Here is a 15,201-nt window from a genome sequence, read left to right as displayed (position 1 = left end):
GATGCACGGATGGAAGCGATGCGCGCTCGCGTGGAGCGCGGGGTGGATGCTGGTGTCGTCCGCGTTTGCCGGCGGCGAGCCGGTGCGGATCGCACTGATCGAAGGGATGTCGGGCCCGTTCGCGAACGCGGGCGCGGCGGTCGAGCGCAACCTGCGCTTCGGCGTCGAGCAGGTCAACGCGGCGGGCGGCGTGAAGCTGCGCGACGGCGCGCACCCGCTCGAGCTCGTCGTGCTCGACAGCAAGGGCAGCCCTGAGGAGGCGCTCGTGCAGTTGCGCGCGGCCGCCGACCGCCATGTCGGCTTCGTCGCGCAGGGCAACAGCTCGGCCGTCGCGGCCGCGCTCGTCGCGGCGCTCGACAAGCTGAACGCACGCGATCCGGACAACCGGATGCTGTTGCTGAACTACTCGGCCGACGATCCGGCGCTGACCGGCGCGCGCTGCAGTTTCTGGCATTTCCGCTTCGATGCGCATGCCGGCATGCGGATGGCGGCGCTCGCGGACGTGATGGCGCGCGATCGCGCGCTGCGCAAGGTCTATCTGCTGAACCAGGACTACAGCTTCGGTCACGACGTCAGCACCCTCGCGCGGCAGGCGCTGGCCGCGCGGCGCCCGGACGTGACGATCGCCGGCGACGAATTCCACCCGATCGGCCGGATCAAGGATTTCTCGCCGTACATCGCGAAGATCCGCGCGAGCGGCGCGGACGCCGTCGTGACCGGCAACTGGGGCAACGACCTCGCGCTGCTCGTGAAGGCGGCGCGCGAACAGGGGCTCAACGCCAAGTTCTATACGTTCTACGGCAACAGCCTCGGCGCGCCGGCGGCCTTGGGCGACGCGGGTGTCGGCCGCGTCGTGGCGGTAGCCGACTGGCACCCGAACGCGGGCGGCGCCGCGTCCGACGCGTTCTACCGCGCGTTCCGGACCCGTTTTCCGGCCGCCCAGGACGACTACCCGGTGCGGCGGATGAGCCAGATGATCCAGATGCTGGCCGCCGCGATGACCCGTGCGGGTTCGGCCGACCCAGTCGCGGTCGCGCGTGCGCTCGAGGGGCTGTCGTTCGACGACGGCTTCCACGCGTCGCGGATGCGCGCGCAGGATCACCAGCTGATCCAGCCCCTTTACGTGATGGAAATGGACAAGGCCGGCACGCCGGGCGTGCGCTTCGACAACGAGGGATCGGGCTACGGCTTCCGGACGGTGCTCGCGGTGCCGGCGCAACGCACGGAGATGCCGTCGACGTGCTCGATGACGCGCCCGTGACGGGAAGCGCCAAGAACGGCACCGAGTTGTGCTACAATGCGCGCCGGTTGTAAGTCACGGCACGGCCATTCTTCCGTGTCCGCCTGTTCAGTTAGAAAGGAAATCACATGTCTGTTGCAGATATCAAGAAGTCGGAAGTCGTTGCTCAGTTCGCCCGCGGTACCAACGACACGGGGTCGCCCGAAGTCCAGGTCGCACTGCTGACCGCACGTATCGTCGAACTGACGGGTCACTTCAAGACCCACGCGAAGGATCACCACAGCCGCCGCGGCCTGCTGCGCATGGTGAGCCGCCGCCGCAAGCTGCTCGACTACCTCAAGGGCAAGGATGCCGACCGTTACCGCGCACTGATCGAGAAGCTGGGTCTGCGTAAGTAATCGAGGCGATTGCCGCCAGCAAGATGCCTGTGTCAGTCCGCTGATACAGGCATTTTGTTTTTGCGCGGTGCGTAGCGTCACACGCACCGCAGGCGCTCCCGCACGTTCGTACGGGGCCGCCGCCACGACCGATACCGGGGCAGGATTTGTGTCATTCCAGCGCGTCGCTGCTTGAGCGCCGCGCTGGAATGGCATAAAAAACACACCTTGCTCCGGGTGATTCGGTCGGGACGCCGCCGCGCGGGATGGCCGGCGCGGCGAATGAAATGCATGAATACAAAGGAGCAACCATGTCCATGTTCAACAAGGTCGTGAAGGAATTCCAATGGGGCCAGCACAAGGTGCGCCTCGAAACCGGTGAAGTCGCCCGCCAGGCGAGCGGCGCCGTGATCGTCGACGTCGAAGACACCGTCGTGCTGGCAACCGTCGTCGGCGCGAAGTCGGCGAAGCCGGGCCAGGATTTCTTCCCGCTGACCGTCGACTACCTCGAGAAGACCTACTCGGCCGGCAAGATTCCGGGCGGCTTCTTCCGCCGCGAAGGCCGTCCGTCGGAGCACGAGACGCTGACGTCGCGCCTGATCGACCGTCCGCTGCGCCCGCTGTTCCCGGAAGGCTTCTACAACGAAGTCCAGGTCGTGATCCACGTGCTGTCCGTGAACCCGGAAATCCCGGCGGACATCCCCGCGCTGATCGGCGCATCGGCCGCGCTCGCCGTGTCGGGCCTGCCGTTCAACGGCCCGGTCGGTGCCGCGCGTGTCGCATACATCGACAACGCGTACGTGCTGAACCCGACGCGTGACCAGCTCAAGGCATCGAGCCTCGACCTCGTCGTCGCGGGTACGGAGCGCGCCGTGCTGATGGTCGAGTCGGAAGCCGATCAACTGTCGGAAGAAGTGATGCTGGGCGCCGTGGTGTTCGGCCACGAGCAGATGCAGATCGCGATCGACGCGATCCACGAGCTGGTGCGCGACGGCGGCAAGCCCGAGTGGGACTGGCAGCCGGCGCCGAAGAACGAGGCGCTGATCGCCCGCGTGACCGAGCTGGCGCAGAACGATCTGCTCGCCGCTTACCAGTTGCGCGACAAGCAGGCGCGTTCGGCGAAGCTGAAGGAAGTCTACGCGGCGACGTCGGCGAAGCTCGAGGAAGACGCGCTGGCGGCCGGTACGGTCGCGGCCGACAAGGCCACGGTCGGCAACGTGCTGTTCGACATCGAGGCGAAGATCGTCCGTTCGCAGATCCTGAACGGCGAGCCGCGCATCGACGGCCGCGACACGCGCACCGTGCGCCCGATCGAGATCCGCACCGGCGTGCTGCCGCGTACCCACGGCTCGGCGCTGTTCACGCGCGGCGAAACGCAGGCGCTGGTCGTCGCGACGCTCGGCACGAAGGGTGACGAGCAGATCATCGACGCGCTCGAAGGCGAATACCGCGAGCGCTTCATGCTCCACTACAACATGCCCCCGTTCGCGACCGGCGAAACGGGCCGCGTCGGCTCGCCGAAGCGTCGCGAAATCGGCCACGGCCGTCTGGCCAAGCGCGCGCTGGTCAAGTGCCTGCCGAGCGCCGACGAATTCGGCTACTCGATCCGCGTCGTGTCGGAAATCACCGAATCGAACGGTTCGTCGTCGATGGCATCGGTGTGCGGCGGCTGCCTCGCGCTGATGGACGCCGGCGTGCCGATGAAGGCGCATGTCGCGGGTATCGCGATGGGCCTGATCCTCGAAGGCAACAAGTTCGCGGTGCTGACCGACATCCTCGGCGACGAAGATCACCTCGGCGACATGGACTTCAAGGTGGCCGGCACCGAGCAAGGCGTGACGGCACTGCAGATGGACATCAAGATCCAGGGCATCACGAAGGAAATCATGCAGGTCGCGCTCGCGCAAGCGAAGGAAGGCCGCATGCACATCCTCGGCAAGATGACGTCGGCGGTGTCGGGTGCGAACACGCAACTGTCGGAATTCGCGCCGCGCATGATCACGGTCAAGATCAACCCGGAAAAGATCCGCGACGTGATCGGCAAGGGCGGTTCGGTGATCCGCGCGCTGACCGAGGAAACGGGCACGACCATCGACATCTCGGACGACGGCGTCGTGACGATCGCGAGCACGAGCAGCGAAGGCATGGCCGAAGCGAAGAAGCGCATCGAGCAGATCACGGCTGAAATCGAAGTCGGCCAGGTGTACGAAGGCACGGTGCTCAAGCTGCTCGATTTCGGTGCGATCGTGAACCTGCTGCCGGGCAAGGACGGTCTGCTGCACATCTCGGAAATCGTCAACGAGCGTGTGAAGGACATCAACGACTACCTGAAGGAAGGTCAGCAGGTGAAGGTCAAGGTGATCCAGACGGACGAGAAGGGGCGCGTGCGTCTGTCGGCCAAGGCGCTGCTGAATGAAGCAGCGGCGGCAGCGCAGTCGGATACGCCGCCGCAGCAGTAAGCGGACAGGCGGACCAACGGCCGGCAGTGCGAAAGCGTGCCGGCCGTTTTTTCTGTAGCATCGTTGTGCGGCGCAGCAGCGCCGGCGAGGCGTCCGCGCCGTGCGCACGGGCGTGCCATCCGATTCCGATCCTGGAGCGATTCTCACCATGAAAGCCATCGAAATCACCGAATTCGGCGCCCCCGACGTGCTGAAGCTCGCGGAGCGTCCGCGCCCCGAACCGAAGCGCGGCGAAGTGCTGATCAAGGTGGCGGCTTCCGGCGTGAACCGGCCCGACGTATTCCAGCGCAAGGGCGCCTATGCGCCGCCGCCGGGTGCGTCGGATCTGCCGGGCCTCGAGGTCGCGGGCGAGATCGTCGGCGGCGACGTGTCCGATGCGGCGCTGAACCCGTTCGGCCTGAAGCTCGGCGATCGCGTGTGCGCGCTGCTCGCGGGCGGCGGCTATGCCGAATATGCGGTCGCGCCGCTGCCGCAGTGCCTGCCGGTGCCGGACGGCCTCACCGATATCGAGGCCGCCTCGCTGCCCGAAACGTTTTTCACCGTGTGGAGCAACGTGTTCGACCGTGCGCAGCTCGGCGCGGGCGAGGGCGGCGAGCAGGAGACGCTGCTCGTGCAGGGCGGCTCGAGCGGCATCGGCGTGACGGCGATCCAGATCGCGCATGCGCTCGGCTTTCGCGTGTTCGCGACGGCCGGCACCGCCGACAAGTGCCGCGCGTGCGAGGCGCTCGGCGCCGAGCGCGCGATCGACTACAAGACCGAAGACTTCGTCGAGGTCGTGAAGTCGCTGACGCACGATCGCGGCGTCGACGTGATCCTCGACATGGTGGCGGGCTCGTACGTGCCGCGCGAGCTGTCCGCGCTCGCGGACGGCGGCCGTCTCGTGCTGATCGCGCTGCTCGGCGGCGCGAAGGCCGAGGTCAACCTGAACGAGATCCTGCGCCGCCGGCTGACGGTGACGGGCTCGACGCTGCGCCCGCGCCCGGTCGAGTTCAAGGCGCGCATCGCCGCGCAGTTGAAGGCGCGCGTGTGGCCGCTGCTGGCCGACGGTCGCATCAAGCCCGTGATCTATCGTGTGCTGCCGGCCGGCGAGGCTGCGCAAGCGCATGCGCTGATGGAAAGCGGCGAGCACATCGGCAAGATCGTGCTCGATTGGGGTACGAACGCGTGACGGCCCGCGCAGCGGGCTTGACATACGCGGTTTGACCGGTTCAAGCCGCGCGCAGTAAAATCGCGGGTTTGCTTCGCCAGATCCAACCTGACGGCCGGGTTCCGGCACGTTAATGACAAGATAGTGACGAGACAGACACGATGTCGAAACAACGAACAAAGCGAGTGATCGGCAACTGGAAGATGCACGGCCGGCTGGCCGGCAACCAGGCGCTGCTGAACGAAGTGGTGCAGGGTGCGGGCGCGGTGGCGGCTGAAACGTCGGTCGGCGTGTGCGTGCCGTTCCCGTATCTCGCGCAGGTTCAGGCGCAGCTCGGCGGTGGCCGTGTCGCGTTCGGCGCGCAGGACGTGTCCGCGCACGAGCAAGGCGCGTTCACCGGCGAGGTGGCGGCCGCGATGGTGGCGGAGTTCGGCGCGCAGTATGCGATCGTCGGCCATTCGGAGCGTCGCGCGTATCACGGCGAAAGCAGCGAGACGGTCGCCGCGAAAGCGCAACGCGCGCTCGCGGCAGGCCTCACGCCGGTCGTGTGCGTCGGCGAGACGCTCGACGAGCGCGAATCGGGTGCGACCGAGCAGATCGTCGGTGCGCAGCTCGACGCGGTGCTGGCCGTGCTGACGGCTGACGAAGCTGCCCGCATCGTCGTCGCGTACGAGCCGGTCTGGGCGATCGGTACGGGCAAGAGCGCGACGTCGGCGCAGGCGCAGGACGTGCACGCGTTCCTGCGTACGCGTCTCGCGGCGAAGGGTGCGGCGGACGTGTCCGTGCTGTACGGCGGCAGCGTGAAGCCGGACAACGCGGAAGAGCTGTTTGCTCAGCCGGACATCGACGGCGGCCTGATCGGCGGCGCGTCGCTGAAGGCGGAAGATTTCCTGGCGATCTGCCGGGCCGCGCGTTGAGCGGTCCGAGATCGAATTGAACCATGACGGCGGCCGGTCGGTCCGGTCGCCCGATCCAATCGGGTGGGTGTGATGCTGTTATTCAAGACGTTGATTATTGTGGTGCAGGTGCTGTCTGCGCTCGGTGTGATCGGGCTCGTGCTGCTGCAGCATGGCAAGGGTGCCGACATGGGCGCCGCGTTCGGCAGCGGCGCGTCGGGCAGTCTGTTTGGTGCGACGGGCTCGGCGAACTTCCTGTCGCGCACGACGGGCATTCTCGCGGCGATCTTCTTCGTCGCGACGCTCGCGCTGACGTACCTCGGTTCGTACAAGTCGACGCCGTCGGCAGGCGTGCTCGGCACGGCAGCGACCGCGCCGGCATCGGCGCCCGCCGCATCGGCGCCGGCTGTCGCGGCGTCCGCCGCAGCCGCTTCGGCCGCAAGCGCGCCGGGCCAGGATGTCCCGAAATAAAAAGTTAATTTTTTTGCGGTTGTGCGTTGAACAAATCCGGAACTCGGGTTAGAATTTAATTCTTGAAGCGATTCGCGGGAACAAGCAGCACAACCCGAGTTGCATGCAGTGCCGACGTGGTGAAATTGGTAGACACGCTATCTTGAGGGGGTAGTGGCGAAAGCTGTGCGAGTTCGAGTCTCGCCGTCGGCACCAAAGTTACTCAATGCCAGCCGCTTCTAGTGGCTGGCATTTTTCATTTCTGGGGTGGGCTTGCGGTTGTCTTGCGATCGCCTGTACTCCGAAATGATTCCTTCCGCCGGAAGTGGTATTCTCCGGACGCTCAGAACCAACCGATAGAGGATTGCCTTGAACCTCGCAGCCTATTACCCCGTCTTGTTGTTCCTCCTCGTGGGCACTGGTTTAGGTATAGCGCTGGTCAGCATCGGCAAGCTCCTTGGTCCCAACAAGCCGGACGTCGAGAAGAACGCACCGTACGAGTGCGGCTTCGAAGCCTTTGAAGACGCCCGGATGAAGTTCGACGTTCGGTATTACCTCGTCGCCATCCTGTTCATCATCTTCGATCTCGAAACCGCATTCCTGTTCCCGTGGGGCGTCGCGCTCCGGGACATCGGCTGGCCGGGTTTCATCGCAATGATGATTTTTCTGCTCGAATTCCTGCTGGGCTTTGCCTATATCTGGAAGAAAGGCGGCCTCGACTGGGAGTGATGGGTTAATCGCCGGTTTGCATGGGCGGCCACGCTCGGTCGCTCGTCTGGAGTGGAAAGCAAATGAGTATCGAAGGGGTCTTGAAGGAAGGGTTTGTCACCACGACGGCTGACAAGCTGATCAACTGGACGCGTACCGGCTCGCTGTGGCCGATGACGTTCGGGCTCGCGTGTTGTGCCGTCGAGATGATGCATGCGGGCGCCGCCCGTTACGATCTGGACCGGTTCGGCGTCGTGTTCCGTCCGAGTCCGCGTCAGTCGGACGTGATGATCGTCGCCGGCACGCTGTGCAACAAGATGGCGCCCGCGCTGCGCCGCGTGTACGACCAGATGGCCGAGCCGCGCTGGGTGATCTCGATGGGGTCGTGCGCGAACGGCGGTGGTTACTACCACTACTCGTACTCGGTGGTCCGCGGCTGCGACCGGATCGTGCCGGTCGACGTCTACGTGCCGGGCTGTCCGCCCACGGCCGAGGCGCTGGTCTACGGCGTGATCCAGCTTCAGGCGAAGATCCGCCGCACCAATACCATCGCCCGTCAATAAAGCCCCGAGCGTCCCCTCAATATGGCAAGCAAAATCGAGACCCTGAAGGCAAACCTCGAAGCCGCGCTCGGCGCGCGCGTGGTGAGCCTCACCGAAGCGATCGGTGAACTGACGCTCGTCGTGAAGGCGAGCGATTACCTCGAAGTCGCAAAGACGCTGCGCGACGATCCGAAGCTCCGTTTCGAGCAACTGATCGACCTCTGCGGCGTCGACTACCAGACCTTCGGCGACGGCGCCTACGACGGCCCGCGCTTCGCGGCCGTGTCGCACCTGCTGTCGGTCACGAACAACTGGCGTCTGCGCCTGCGCGCGTTCGCGCCGGACGACGATCTGCCGATCGTGGCGTCGCTGGTCGACATCTGGACCTCGGCGAACTGGTACGAGCGCGAAGCGTTCGACCTGTACGGCATCGTGTTCGAAGGCCACCCCGACCTGCGCCGCATCCTCACCGACTACGGCTTCATCGGTCACCCGTTCCGCAAGGACTTCCCGGTGTCGGGCTACGTCGAAATGCGTTACGACCCGGAAGAGAAGCGGGTCGTGTACCAGCCGGTGACGATCGAGCCGCGCGAAATCACGCCGCGCGTGATCCGCGAGGATCGCTATGGCGGTCTGAAACATTAAGGGGGCGTCATGGCAGAAATCAAGAACTACACGCTCAACTTCGGCCCGCAGCACCCGGCAGCGCACGGCGTGCTGCGCCTCGTGCTCGAGCTCGACGGCGAAGTCATCCAGCGTGCCGATCCGCACATCGGCCTGCTGCACCGCGCGACCGAAAAGCTCGCGGAATCCAAGACCTTCATCCAGTCCGTGCCGTACATGGACCGTCTCGACTACGTGTCGATGATGGTCAACGAGCACGGCTACGTGCTCGCGATCGAAAAGCTGCTCGGCATCGACGTGCCGGAGCGCGCGCAGTACATCCGCGTGCTGTTCGACGAAATCACGCGCGTGCTGAACCACCTGATGTGGATCGGCGCGCATGCGCTCGACGTCGGCGCGATGGCCGTGTTCCTGTACGCGTTCCGCGAACGCGAAGACCTGATGGACGTGTACGAAGCGGTGTCCGGCGCCCGGATGCACGCGGCCTACTATCGTCCGGGCGGCGTCTATCGCGATCTGCCTGACGCAATGCCGCAATACAAGGCGTCGAAGATTCGCAACGAGAAGGCGCTCGCGAAGATGAACGAGGCGCGCAGCGGCTCGGTGCTCGACTTCATCGACGATTTCTTCACGCGCTTCCCGAAGTGCGTCGACGAATACGAAACGCTGCTGACCGACAACCGGATCTGGAAACAGCGTCTGGTCGGGATCGGCGTGGTGAGCCCGGAACGTGCGCTGCAGATGGGCCTGACGGGCCCGATGCTGCGCGGCTCGGGCATCGCGTGGGACCTGCGCAAGAAGCAGCCCTACGAAGTGTACGACCGGATGGATTTCGACGTGCCGGTCGGCGTGAACGGCGATTGCTACGACCGCTATCTGGTGCGCGTCGAAGAAATGCGCCAGTCGATCCGCATCGCGAAACAGTGTATTGAGTGGCTCCGCAAGAATCCGGGCCCGGTGATGACGGACAATCACAAGGTTGCCCCGCCGTCGCGCGTCGGCATGAAGACCAACATGGAAGACTTGATTCACCACTTCAAGCTCTTCACCGAAGGTTTCCATGTGCCGGAAGGCGAAGCGTACGCGGCGGTCGAGCATCCGAAGGGTGAGTTCGGCATCTATCTCGTGTCGGATGGCGCCAACAAGCCGTATCGCCTCAAGATTCGCGCGCCGGGTTTCGCGCACCTGGCGTCGCTCGACGAAATGGCGCGCGGTCACATGATCGCCGACGCCGTCACGATCATCGGTACGCAGGACATCGTGTTCGGCGAAATCGATCGCTAATGGTTGCGCCGCCCGCGCGCGGGCGGCGAGCAGTCAGTCGCACGCGAAGTCACAAGCGGTATGCGCCGAACCGGCGCGGCTTCGCAAGCTGTCAACAGAGTGAGCGCCAGGTCTGCCGTCCATGCACCCCAGTGTGCGGCAGGTTGTTCGTTCGGTAGGAATTGAAAGAGTCGTGTCTGAAAATGATCTCAGCTGAAGGCCTGAAGGAAATCGATCGAGCGTTGACGAAGTATCCCGCCGATCAGAAACAGTCCGCCGTGATGTCGGCGTTGGCCGTGGCTCAAGAAGAGCATGGCTGGCTGTCGCCCGAACTGATGCAGTTCGTCGCGGACTATCTCGGCATGCCGGCCGTCGCCGTGCAGGAAGTCGCGACGTTCTACACGATGTACGAGCTCAAACCGGTCGGTAAGCACAAGATCACGCTCTGCACGAACCTGCCGTGCCAGCTCGGCCCGCACGGCGGCGCGGAAGCGACTGCCGACTACCTGAAACAGAAGCTGGGCATCGGCTTCGGCGAGACCACGCCCGACGGCAGGTTCACGCTGAAGGAAGGCGAATGCATGGGCTCGTGCGGCGATGCGCCGGTGCTGCTGGTGAACAATCACAGAATGTGCAGCTTCATGAGCCGCGAGAAGATCGACCAGCTGCTTGAGGAGCTCTCGAAATGACGTCCCTCCACGACCGTCACATCAAACCGCTGATCCTCGCTGGTCTGAACGGCGAGAACTGGCACCTCGAAGACTACGTTGCGCGCGGCGGCTACAAGCAGCTGCGCCGCATTCTCGAAGAAAAGATTCCGCCCGAGCAGGTGATCGCCGACGTGAAGGCGTCGGGCCTGCGCGGCCGCGGCGGTGCGGGCTTCCCGACCGGCCTGAAGTGGAGCTTCATGCCGCGTCAGTTCCCGGGGCAGAAGTACCTCGTCTGCAACTCGGACGAAGGCGAACCGGGCACGTTCAAGGATCGCGACATCCTGCGCTGGAACCCGCACGCGCTGATCGAAGGCATGGCCATCGGCGCATACGCGATGGGCATCACCGTCGGCTACAACTACATCCACGGCGAGATCTTCGAAGTGTATCGACGCTTCGAAGCCGCGCTGGATGAAGCGCGCGCGGCCGGGTTCCTCGGCGACAACATCATGGGCTCGGAATTCTCGTTCCAGCTGCACGCGCACCACGGTTACGGCGCGTACATCTGCGGCGAGGAAACGGCGCTGCTCGAGTCGCTCGAAGGCAAGAAGGGCCAGCCGCGCTTCAAGCCGCCGTTCCCGGCGAGCTTCGGCGTGTACGGCAAGCCGACCACGATCAACAACACCGAGACGTTCGCCGCGGTGCCGTTCCTGCTGTCCATCGGGCCGCAGAATTACCTCGAGATCGGCAAGCCGAACAACGGCGGCACGAAGATTTTCTCGGTGTCGGGCGACGTCGAGCGTCCGGGCAACTACGAAGTGCCGCTCGGCACGCCGTTCGCGACGCTGATGGAGCTCGCCGGCGGGATGCGCGGCGGCAAGAAGATCAAGGCCGTGATTCCGGGCGGTTCGTCGGCGCCGGTGATCCCGGGCGACATCATGATGCAGACGGATCTCGACTACGATTCGATCGCGAAGGCGGGCTCGATGCTCGGTTCCGGCGCGGTGATCGTGATGGACGAGACGCGCTGCATGGTGCGCTCGCTGCTGCGCCTGTCGTACTTCTACTACGAGGAATCGTGCGGCCAGTGCACGCCGTGCCGTGAAGGCACCGGCTGGCTGTATCGCGTCGTGAATCGTATCGAGCACGGCGAAGGGCGCCAGGAAGATCTGGACCTGCTGAACTCGGTGGCCGAGAACATCATGGGCCGCACGATCTGTGCGCTCGGCGATGCGGCGGCGATGCCGGTTCGCGGGATGCTCAAGCACTACTGGGACGAATTCGCGTACCACGTCGAGCACAAGCATTGCATGGTCGGCGGTCACGCGCCGCATGTGGCTTCGGCTGCGGCGGCCTGAAGCGAAACACCCGGTTGCGGAATTTGAGCGCACGGTCGGGCGAAGGCGCGAACGGGCGGAAATAGGTTAAGGACCATTCACCATCATGGTTGAACTTGAAATAGACGGCAAGAAGGTCGAGGTGCCCGAAGGCAGCATGGTGATCCAGGCTGCGCACAAGGCGGACACGTACATTCCTCACTTCTGCTATCACAAGAAACTGTCGGTTGCGGCCAACTGCCGGATGTGTCTCGTCGAAGTCGAGAAGATGCCGAAGGCCGTGCCGGCCTGCGCGACCCCCGTGTCGGCCGGCATGATCGTCCGCACGCAGTCCGACAAGGCTGTGAAGGCGCAGCAGTCGGTGATGGAATTCCTCCTCATCAATCACCCGCTCGATTGCCCGATCTGCGATCAGGGCGGCGAATGCCAGCTGCAGGATCTGGCGGTCGGCTACGGCAAGTCGTCGTCGCGCTACTCGGAAGAAAAGCGCGTGGTGTTCCACAAGAACGTGGGCCCGCTGATCTCGATGGAAGAAATGTCGCGCTGCATCCACTGCACGCGCTGCGTCCGTTTCGGCCAGGAAATCGCCGGCGTGATGGAGTTCGGCATGCTGGGCCGCGGCGAGCATTCGGAAATCACGACGTTCGTCGGCAAGACGGTCGACTCCGAAATGTCGGGCAACATGATCGACCTGTGCCCGGTCGGCGCGCTGACCAGCAAGCCGTTCCGCTACAGCGCCCGGACGTGGGAACTGTCGCGCCGCAAGTCGGTGAGCCCGCACGATTCCGTCGGCGCGAACCTCGTCGTGCAAGTGAAGAACAACCGCGTGATGCGCGTGCTGCCGTTCGAGAACGAAGCGATCAACGAATGCTGGATCTCGGACAAGGACCGCTTCTCGTATGAAGGCCTCAACAGCGAAGCGCGCCTGACGAAGCCGATGCTGAAGCAGGGCGGCCAGTGGATCGAAACCGACTGGCAGACCGCGCTCGAGTACGTCGCGAAGGGCCTGAAGGGCATCGCCGCGGATCACGGCGCGAACGCGCTGGCGATGCTCGCGAGCGCGCACAGCACCGCGGAAGAGCTGTTCCTCGTGAAGCAGCTCGCCAACGAACTGAAGACGCCGAACGTCGACTTCCGTCTGCGTCAGCAGGATTTCTCGGCGCCGGTCCAGGGCGCACTGTGGCTCGGCATGCCGATCGCCGACCTGTCGAACGTGGACGCCGCGTTCGTCGTCGGTTCGTTCCTGCGCCGCGACCACCCGCTGTTCGCATCGCGCCTGCGTCAGGCTGCGAAGAACGGCGCGAAGCTGCACTTCCTGCATGCCACCGGTGACGATTCGCTGATCCCGACCGCGCAACGCATCGTCGCCGCGCCGTCCGCATGGCTCGACGAGCTGGCCGGCATCGCCGCGGCCGTCGCGCAACTGCGCGGCGTCGCGCTGCCCGACGCGCTCGCGGGCGTTACCGCATCGGCGGCCGCGCAAGCCGTCGCGCAGTCGCTCGCGAACGGCGAACGCCGCGCGGTGCTGCTCGGCAACGTCGCGGTCCGTCATCCGCAATTCGCGCAACTGCACGCCGTCGCGCAGTGGATCGCCGACAACACCGGCGCCACGTTCGGCTTCCTGACGGAAGCGGCGAACACGGTCGGCGCGCACGTCGTCGGCGCACTGCCGGGCGAAGGCGGCCTGAACGCACGCGAAGCGTTCACGCAGCCGCGCAAGGGTTACGTGCTGCTGAACGTCGAACCGGAATTCGACACCGTCGATCCGGCACAGGCGCTGGCCGCGCTGAACCAGGCGGAAATGGTCGTCGTGATGTCGCCGTTCAAGCACGGCCTCGACTACGCCGACGTGCTGCTGCCGGTCGCGCCGTTCACGGAAACGGCCGGGACGTTCGTCAACGCCGAAGGCACCGTGCAGAGCTTCAACGGCGTCGTGCGCCCGCTCGGCGACACGCGTCCGGGCTGGAAGGTGCTGCGCGTGCTCGGCAGCCTGCTCGGCCTGCCGAACTTCGAATACGAGACCGCGGAAGAAGTGCGTCTCGCCGCGCTCGGCGACGCCGGCGTCGCGGGCCGCCTGTCGAACCAGACGTCGGTCGCGCCGGCCCGTGCCGCGGCGAATGCCGCGAACGGCGGTTTCGAGCGCCTGGCCGATGTGCCGATCTATCACGCCGACGCGCTCGTGCGCCGCGCGGGTGCGCTGCACCTGACGGCCGCCGCGAAGGCGGCGAACGCGGCAGCCCTGCCGGCCGCGCTGTTCGACAAGCTGGGCTTGAAGGAAGGCGACGCGGTGCGCGTGCGCCAGGGCGAGCGTGCGGTGCAGTTGCCGGCCGTGCGCGACGCGAATCTTGCGGAGACGGTCGTTCGCGTGTCGGCGGCGACGCCTGCCGGCGCAGCGCTCGGCAGCCTGTTCGGTGAACTGGTGGTGGAGAAGGCGTAAATGAGCTTGTTCGATACGATCAACGCGGGCGGGGCCGAGCTTCTCGGCTTCGCATGGCCGACGGTGTGGGCAGTCGTGCGCATCCTCGTCGTCTCCGTCGTCATCCTGCTGTGCGTCGCGTACCTGATTCTGTGGGAACGCAAGCTGATCGGCTGGATGCACGTGCGTCTCGGCCCGAACCGCGTCGGCCCCGGCGGCCTGCTGCAGCCGATCGCCGACGTGCTGAAGCTGCTGCTGAAGGAAGTCATTCAGCCGAGCGCCGCCAGCCGCTGGCTGTACCTGATCGCGCCGGTGATGACCGTCGTGCCGGCATTCGCGGTGTGGGCGGTGATCCCGTTCCAGGCCGAAGCCGTGCTCGCGAACGTGAACGCGGGCCTGCTGTACGCGATGGCGATCTCGTCGATCGGCGTGTACGCGGTGATTCTCGCCGGCTGGGCGTCGAACTCGAAGTACGCGTTCCTCGGTGCAATGCGCGCCGCGGCGCAGATGGTGTCGTACGAAATCTCGATGGGCTTCGCGCTGGTGCTCGTGCTGATGACGGCCGGCAGCCTGAACCTGTCGGAAATCGTCGGTTCGCAACAGCACGGCTTCTTCGCCGGCCACGGCGTGAACTTCCTGTCGTGGAACTGGCTGCCGCTGCTGCCGGCGTTCGTCGTCTACTTCATCTCGGGCATCGCCGAAACGAACCGTCACCCGTTCGACGTGGTGGAAGGGGAGTCGGAGATCGTCGCGGGTCACATGATCGATTACTCGGGCATGGCGTTCGCGCTGTTCTTCCTCGCCGAGTACATCAACATGATCGTGATCTCGGCGCTGGCTGCGACGCTGTTCCTCGGCGGCTGGGACGCACCGTTCGAATTCCTGTCGTTCATCCCGGGCATCTTCTGGCTGGTGCTGAAGGTCTTCGCGCTGCTGTCGGTGTTCATCTGGGTGCGTGCGACGTTCCCGCGCTACCGTTACGACCAGATCATGCGTCTGGGCTGGAAGGTGTTCCTGCCCGTCACGGTGGTCTGGGTGGTCGTGGTCGGCTTCTGGATGATGTCGCCGCTGAACATCTGGGTGAAGTAAGGA

The 15,201-nt window shown here is 65.3% G+C and carries 14 protein-coding genes and 1 tRNA gene; all 15 read left to right on the top strand.

Annotated features, from left to right (window positions below):
- Position 1 precedes the first annotated feature (1 nt).
- The 15 genes from J8I33_RS05230 (at position 2) to nuoH (ending at position 15,198) form a co-directional block, all read left to right on the top strand.
- Positions 2-1,261, top strand: a complete 1,260-nt coding sequence (locus J8I33_RS05230; RefSeq protein ID WP_209933747.1) for a branched-chain amino acid ABC transporter substrate-binding protein — start codon at positions 2-4, stop codon at positions 1,259-1,261.
- A 107-nt stretch (positions 1,262-1,368) separates the two neighbouring features.
- A complete protein-coding gene (gene rpsO, locus J8I33_RS05225; RefSeq protein WP_006398792.1) occupies positions 1,369-1,638 on the top strand; it encodes a 30S ribosomal protein S15 in 270 nt (89 codons plus the stop codon).
- Between the two features lie 290 nt (positions 1,639-1,928).
- Positions 1,929-4,076: a polyribonucleotide nucleotidyltransferase gene (gene pnp, locus J8I33_RS05220; RefSeq protein ID WP_050016459.1), complete on the top strand. Its 2,148-nt coding sequence runs from the start codon at positions 1,929-1,931 to the stop codon at positions 4,074-4,076.
- Between the two features lie 148 nt (positions 4,077-4,224).
- Complete coding sequence (locus J8I33_RS05215; RefSeq protein ID WP_175977639.1) at positions 4,225-5,244, top strand: NAD(P)H-quinone oxidoreductase; 1,020 nt, start codon at positions 4,225-4,227, stop codon at positions 5,242-5,244.
- Between the two features lie 140 nt (positions 5,245-5,384).
- Complete coding sequence (tpiA, locus tag J8I33_RS05210; protein WP_209933745.1) at positions 5,385-6,140, top strand: triose-phosphate isomerase; 756 nt, start codon at positions 5,385-5,387, stop codon at positions 6,138-6,140.
- A gap of 72 nt (positions 6,141-6,212) precedes the next feature.
- Positions 6,213-6,590 (top strand): preprotein translocase subunit SecG, encoded by a 378-nt coding sequence (gene secG, locus J8I33_RS05205; RefSeq protein WP_124594808.1) that lies wholly within the window; start codon positions 6,213-6,215, stop codon positions 6,588-6,590.
- Positions 6,591-6,700: 110 nt separating this feature from the next.
- Positions 6,701-6,785: transfer RNA gene (locus tag J8I33_RS05200), tRNA-Leu, on the top strand.
- A 153-nt stretch (positions 6,786-6,938) separates the two neighbouring features.
- A complete protein-coding gene (locus J8I33_RS05195; RefSeq protein WP_006398798.1) occupies positions 6,939-7,298 on the top strand; it encodes an NADH-quinone oxidoreductase subunit A in 360 nt (119 codons plus the stop codon).
- Positions 7,299-7,360: 62 nt separating this feature from the next.
- Positions 7,361-7,840, top strand: coding sequence for an NADH-quinone oxidoreductase subunit B (locus J8I33_RS05190; RefSeq protein ID WP_006398799.1), 480 nt, complete (start codon positions 7,361-7,363; stop codon positions 7,838-7,840).
- A gap of 21 nt (positions 7,841-7,861) precedes the next feature.
- On the top strand, positions 7,862-8,464 hold the full coding sequence (locus J8I33_RS05185) for an NADH-quinone oxidoreductase subunit C (RefSeq protein ID WP_006478264.1): 603 nt from the start codon (positions 7,862-7,864) through the stop codon (positions 8,462-8,464).
- Between the two features lie 9 nt (positions 8,465-8,473).
- Positions 8,474-9,727 (top strand): NADH-quinone oxidoreductase subunit D, encoded by a 1,254-nt coding sequence (locus J8I33_RS05180; RefSeq protein ID WP_034184888.1) that lies wholly within the window; start codon positions 8,474-8,476, stop codon positions 9,725-9,727.
- A gap of 182 nt (positions 9,728-9,909) precedes the next feature.
- Positions 9,910-10,395 (top strand): NADH-quinone oxidoreductase subunit NuoE, encoded by a 486-nt coding sequence (gene nuoE / locus J8I33_RS05175; RefSeq protein WP_050016470.1) that lies wholly within the window; start codon positions 9,910-9,912, stop codon positions 10,393-10,395.
- The gene (gene nuoF, locus J8I33_RS05170) at positions 10,392-11,714 is read left to right on the top strand and encodes an NADH-quinone oxidoreductase subunit NuoF (RefSeq protein ID WP_017331620.1); all 1,323 of its coding nucleotides are present in this window, start codon (positions 10,392-10,394) and stop codon (positions 11,712-11,714) included. Before nuoE ends, nuoF begins: the two co-directional genes overlap by 4 nt.
- Positions 11,715-11,799: 85 nt before the next feature.
- Positions 11,800-14,130 carry an NADH-quinone oxidoreductase subunit NuoG gene (nuoG, locus tag J8I33_RS05165; RefSeq protein ID WP_209933743.1) on the top strand — a complete coding sequence of 777 codons (2,331 nt, stop codon included), beginning with the start codon at positions 11,800-11,802 and terminating at the stop codon, positions 14,128-14,130.
- Positions 14,131-15,198, top strand: coding sequence for an NADH-quinone oxidoreductase subunit NuoH (gene nuoH / locus J8I33_RS05160; RefSeq protein ID WP_050016474.1), 1,068 nt, complete (start codon positions 14,131-14,133; stop codon positions 15,196-15,198).
- Positions 15,199-15,201: the final 3 nt, after the last annotated feature.

The sequence above is a fragment of the Burkholderia sp. AcTa6-5 genome (assembly GCF_017815075.1).
GTDB classification, from domain to species: Bacteria; Pseudomonadota; Gammaproteobacteria; order Burkholderiales; family Burkholderiaceae; genus Burkholderia; species Burkholderia sola.
Note: the sequence above shows the minus strand (reverse complement) of the source record. Positions and strands in the feature narration are given on the sequence as shown.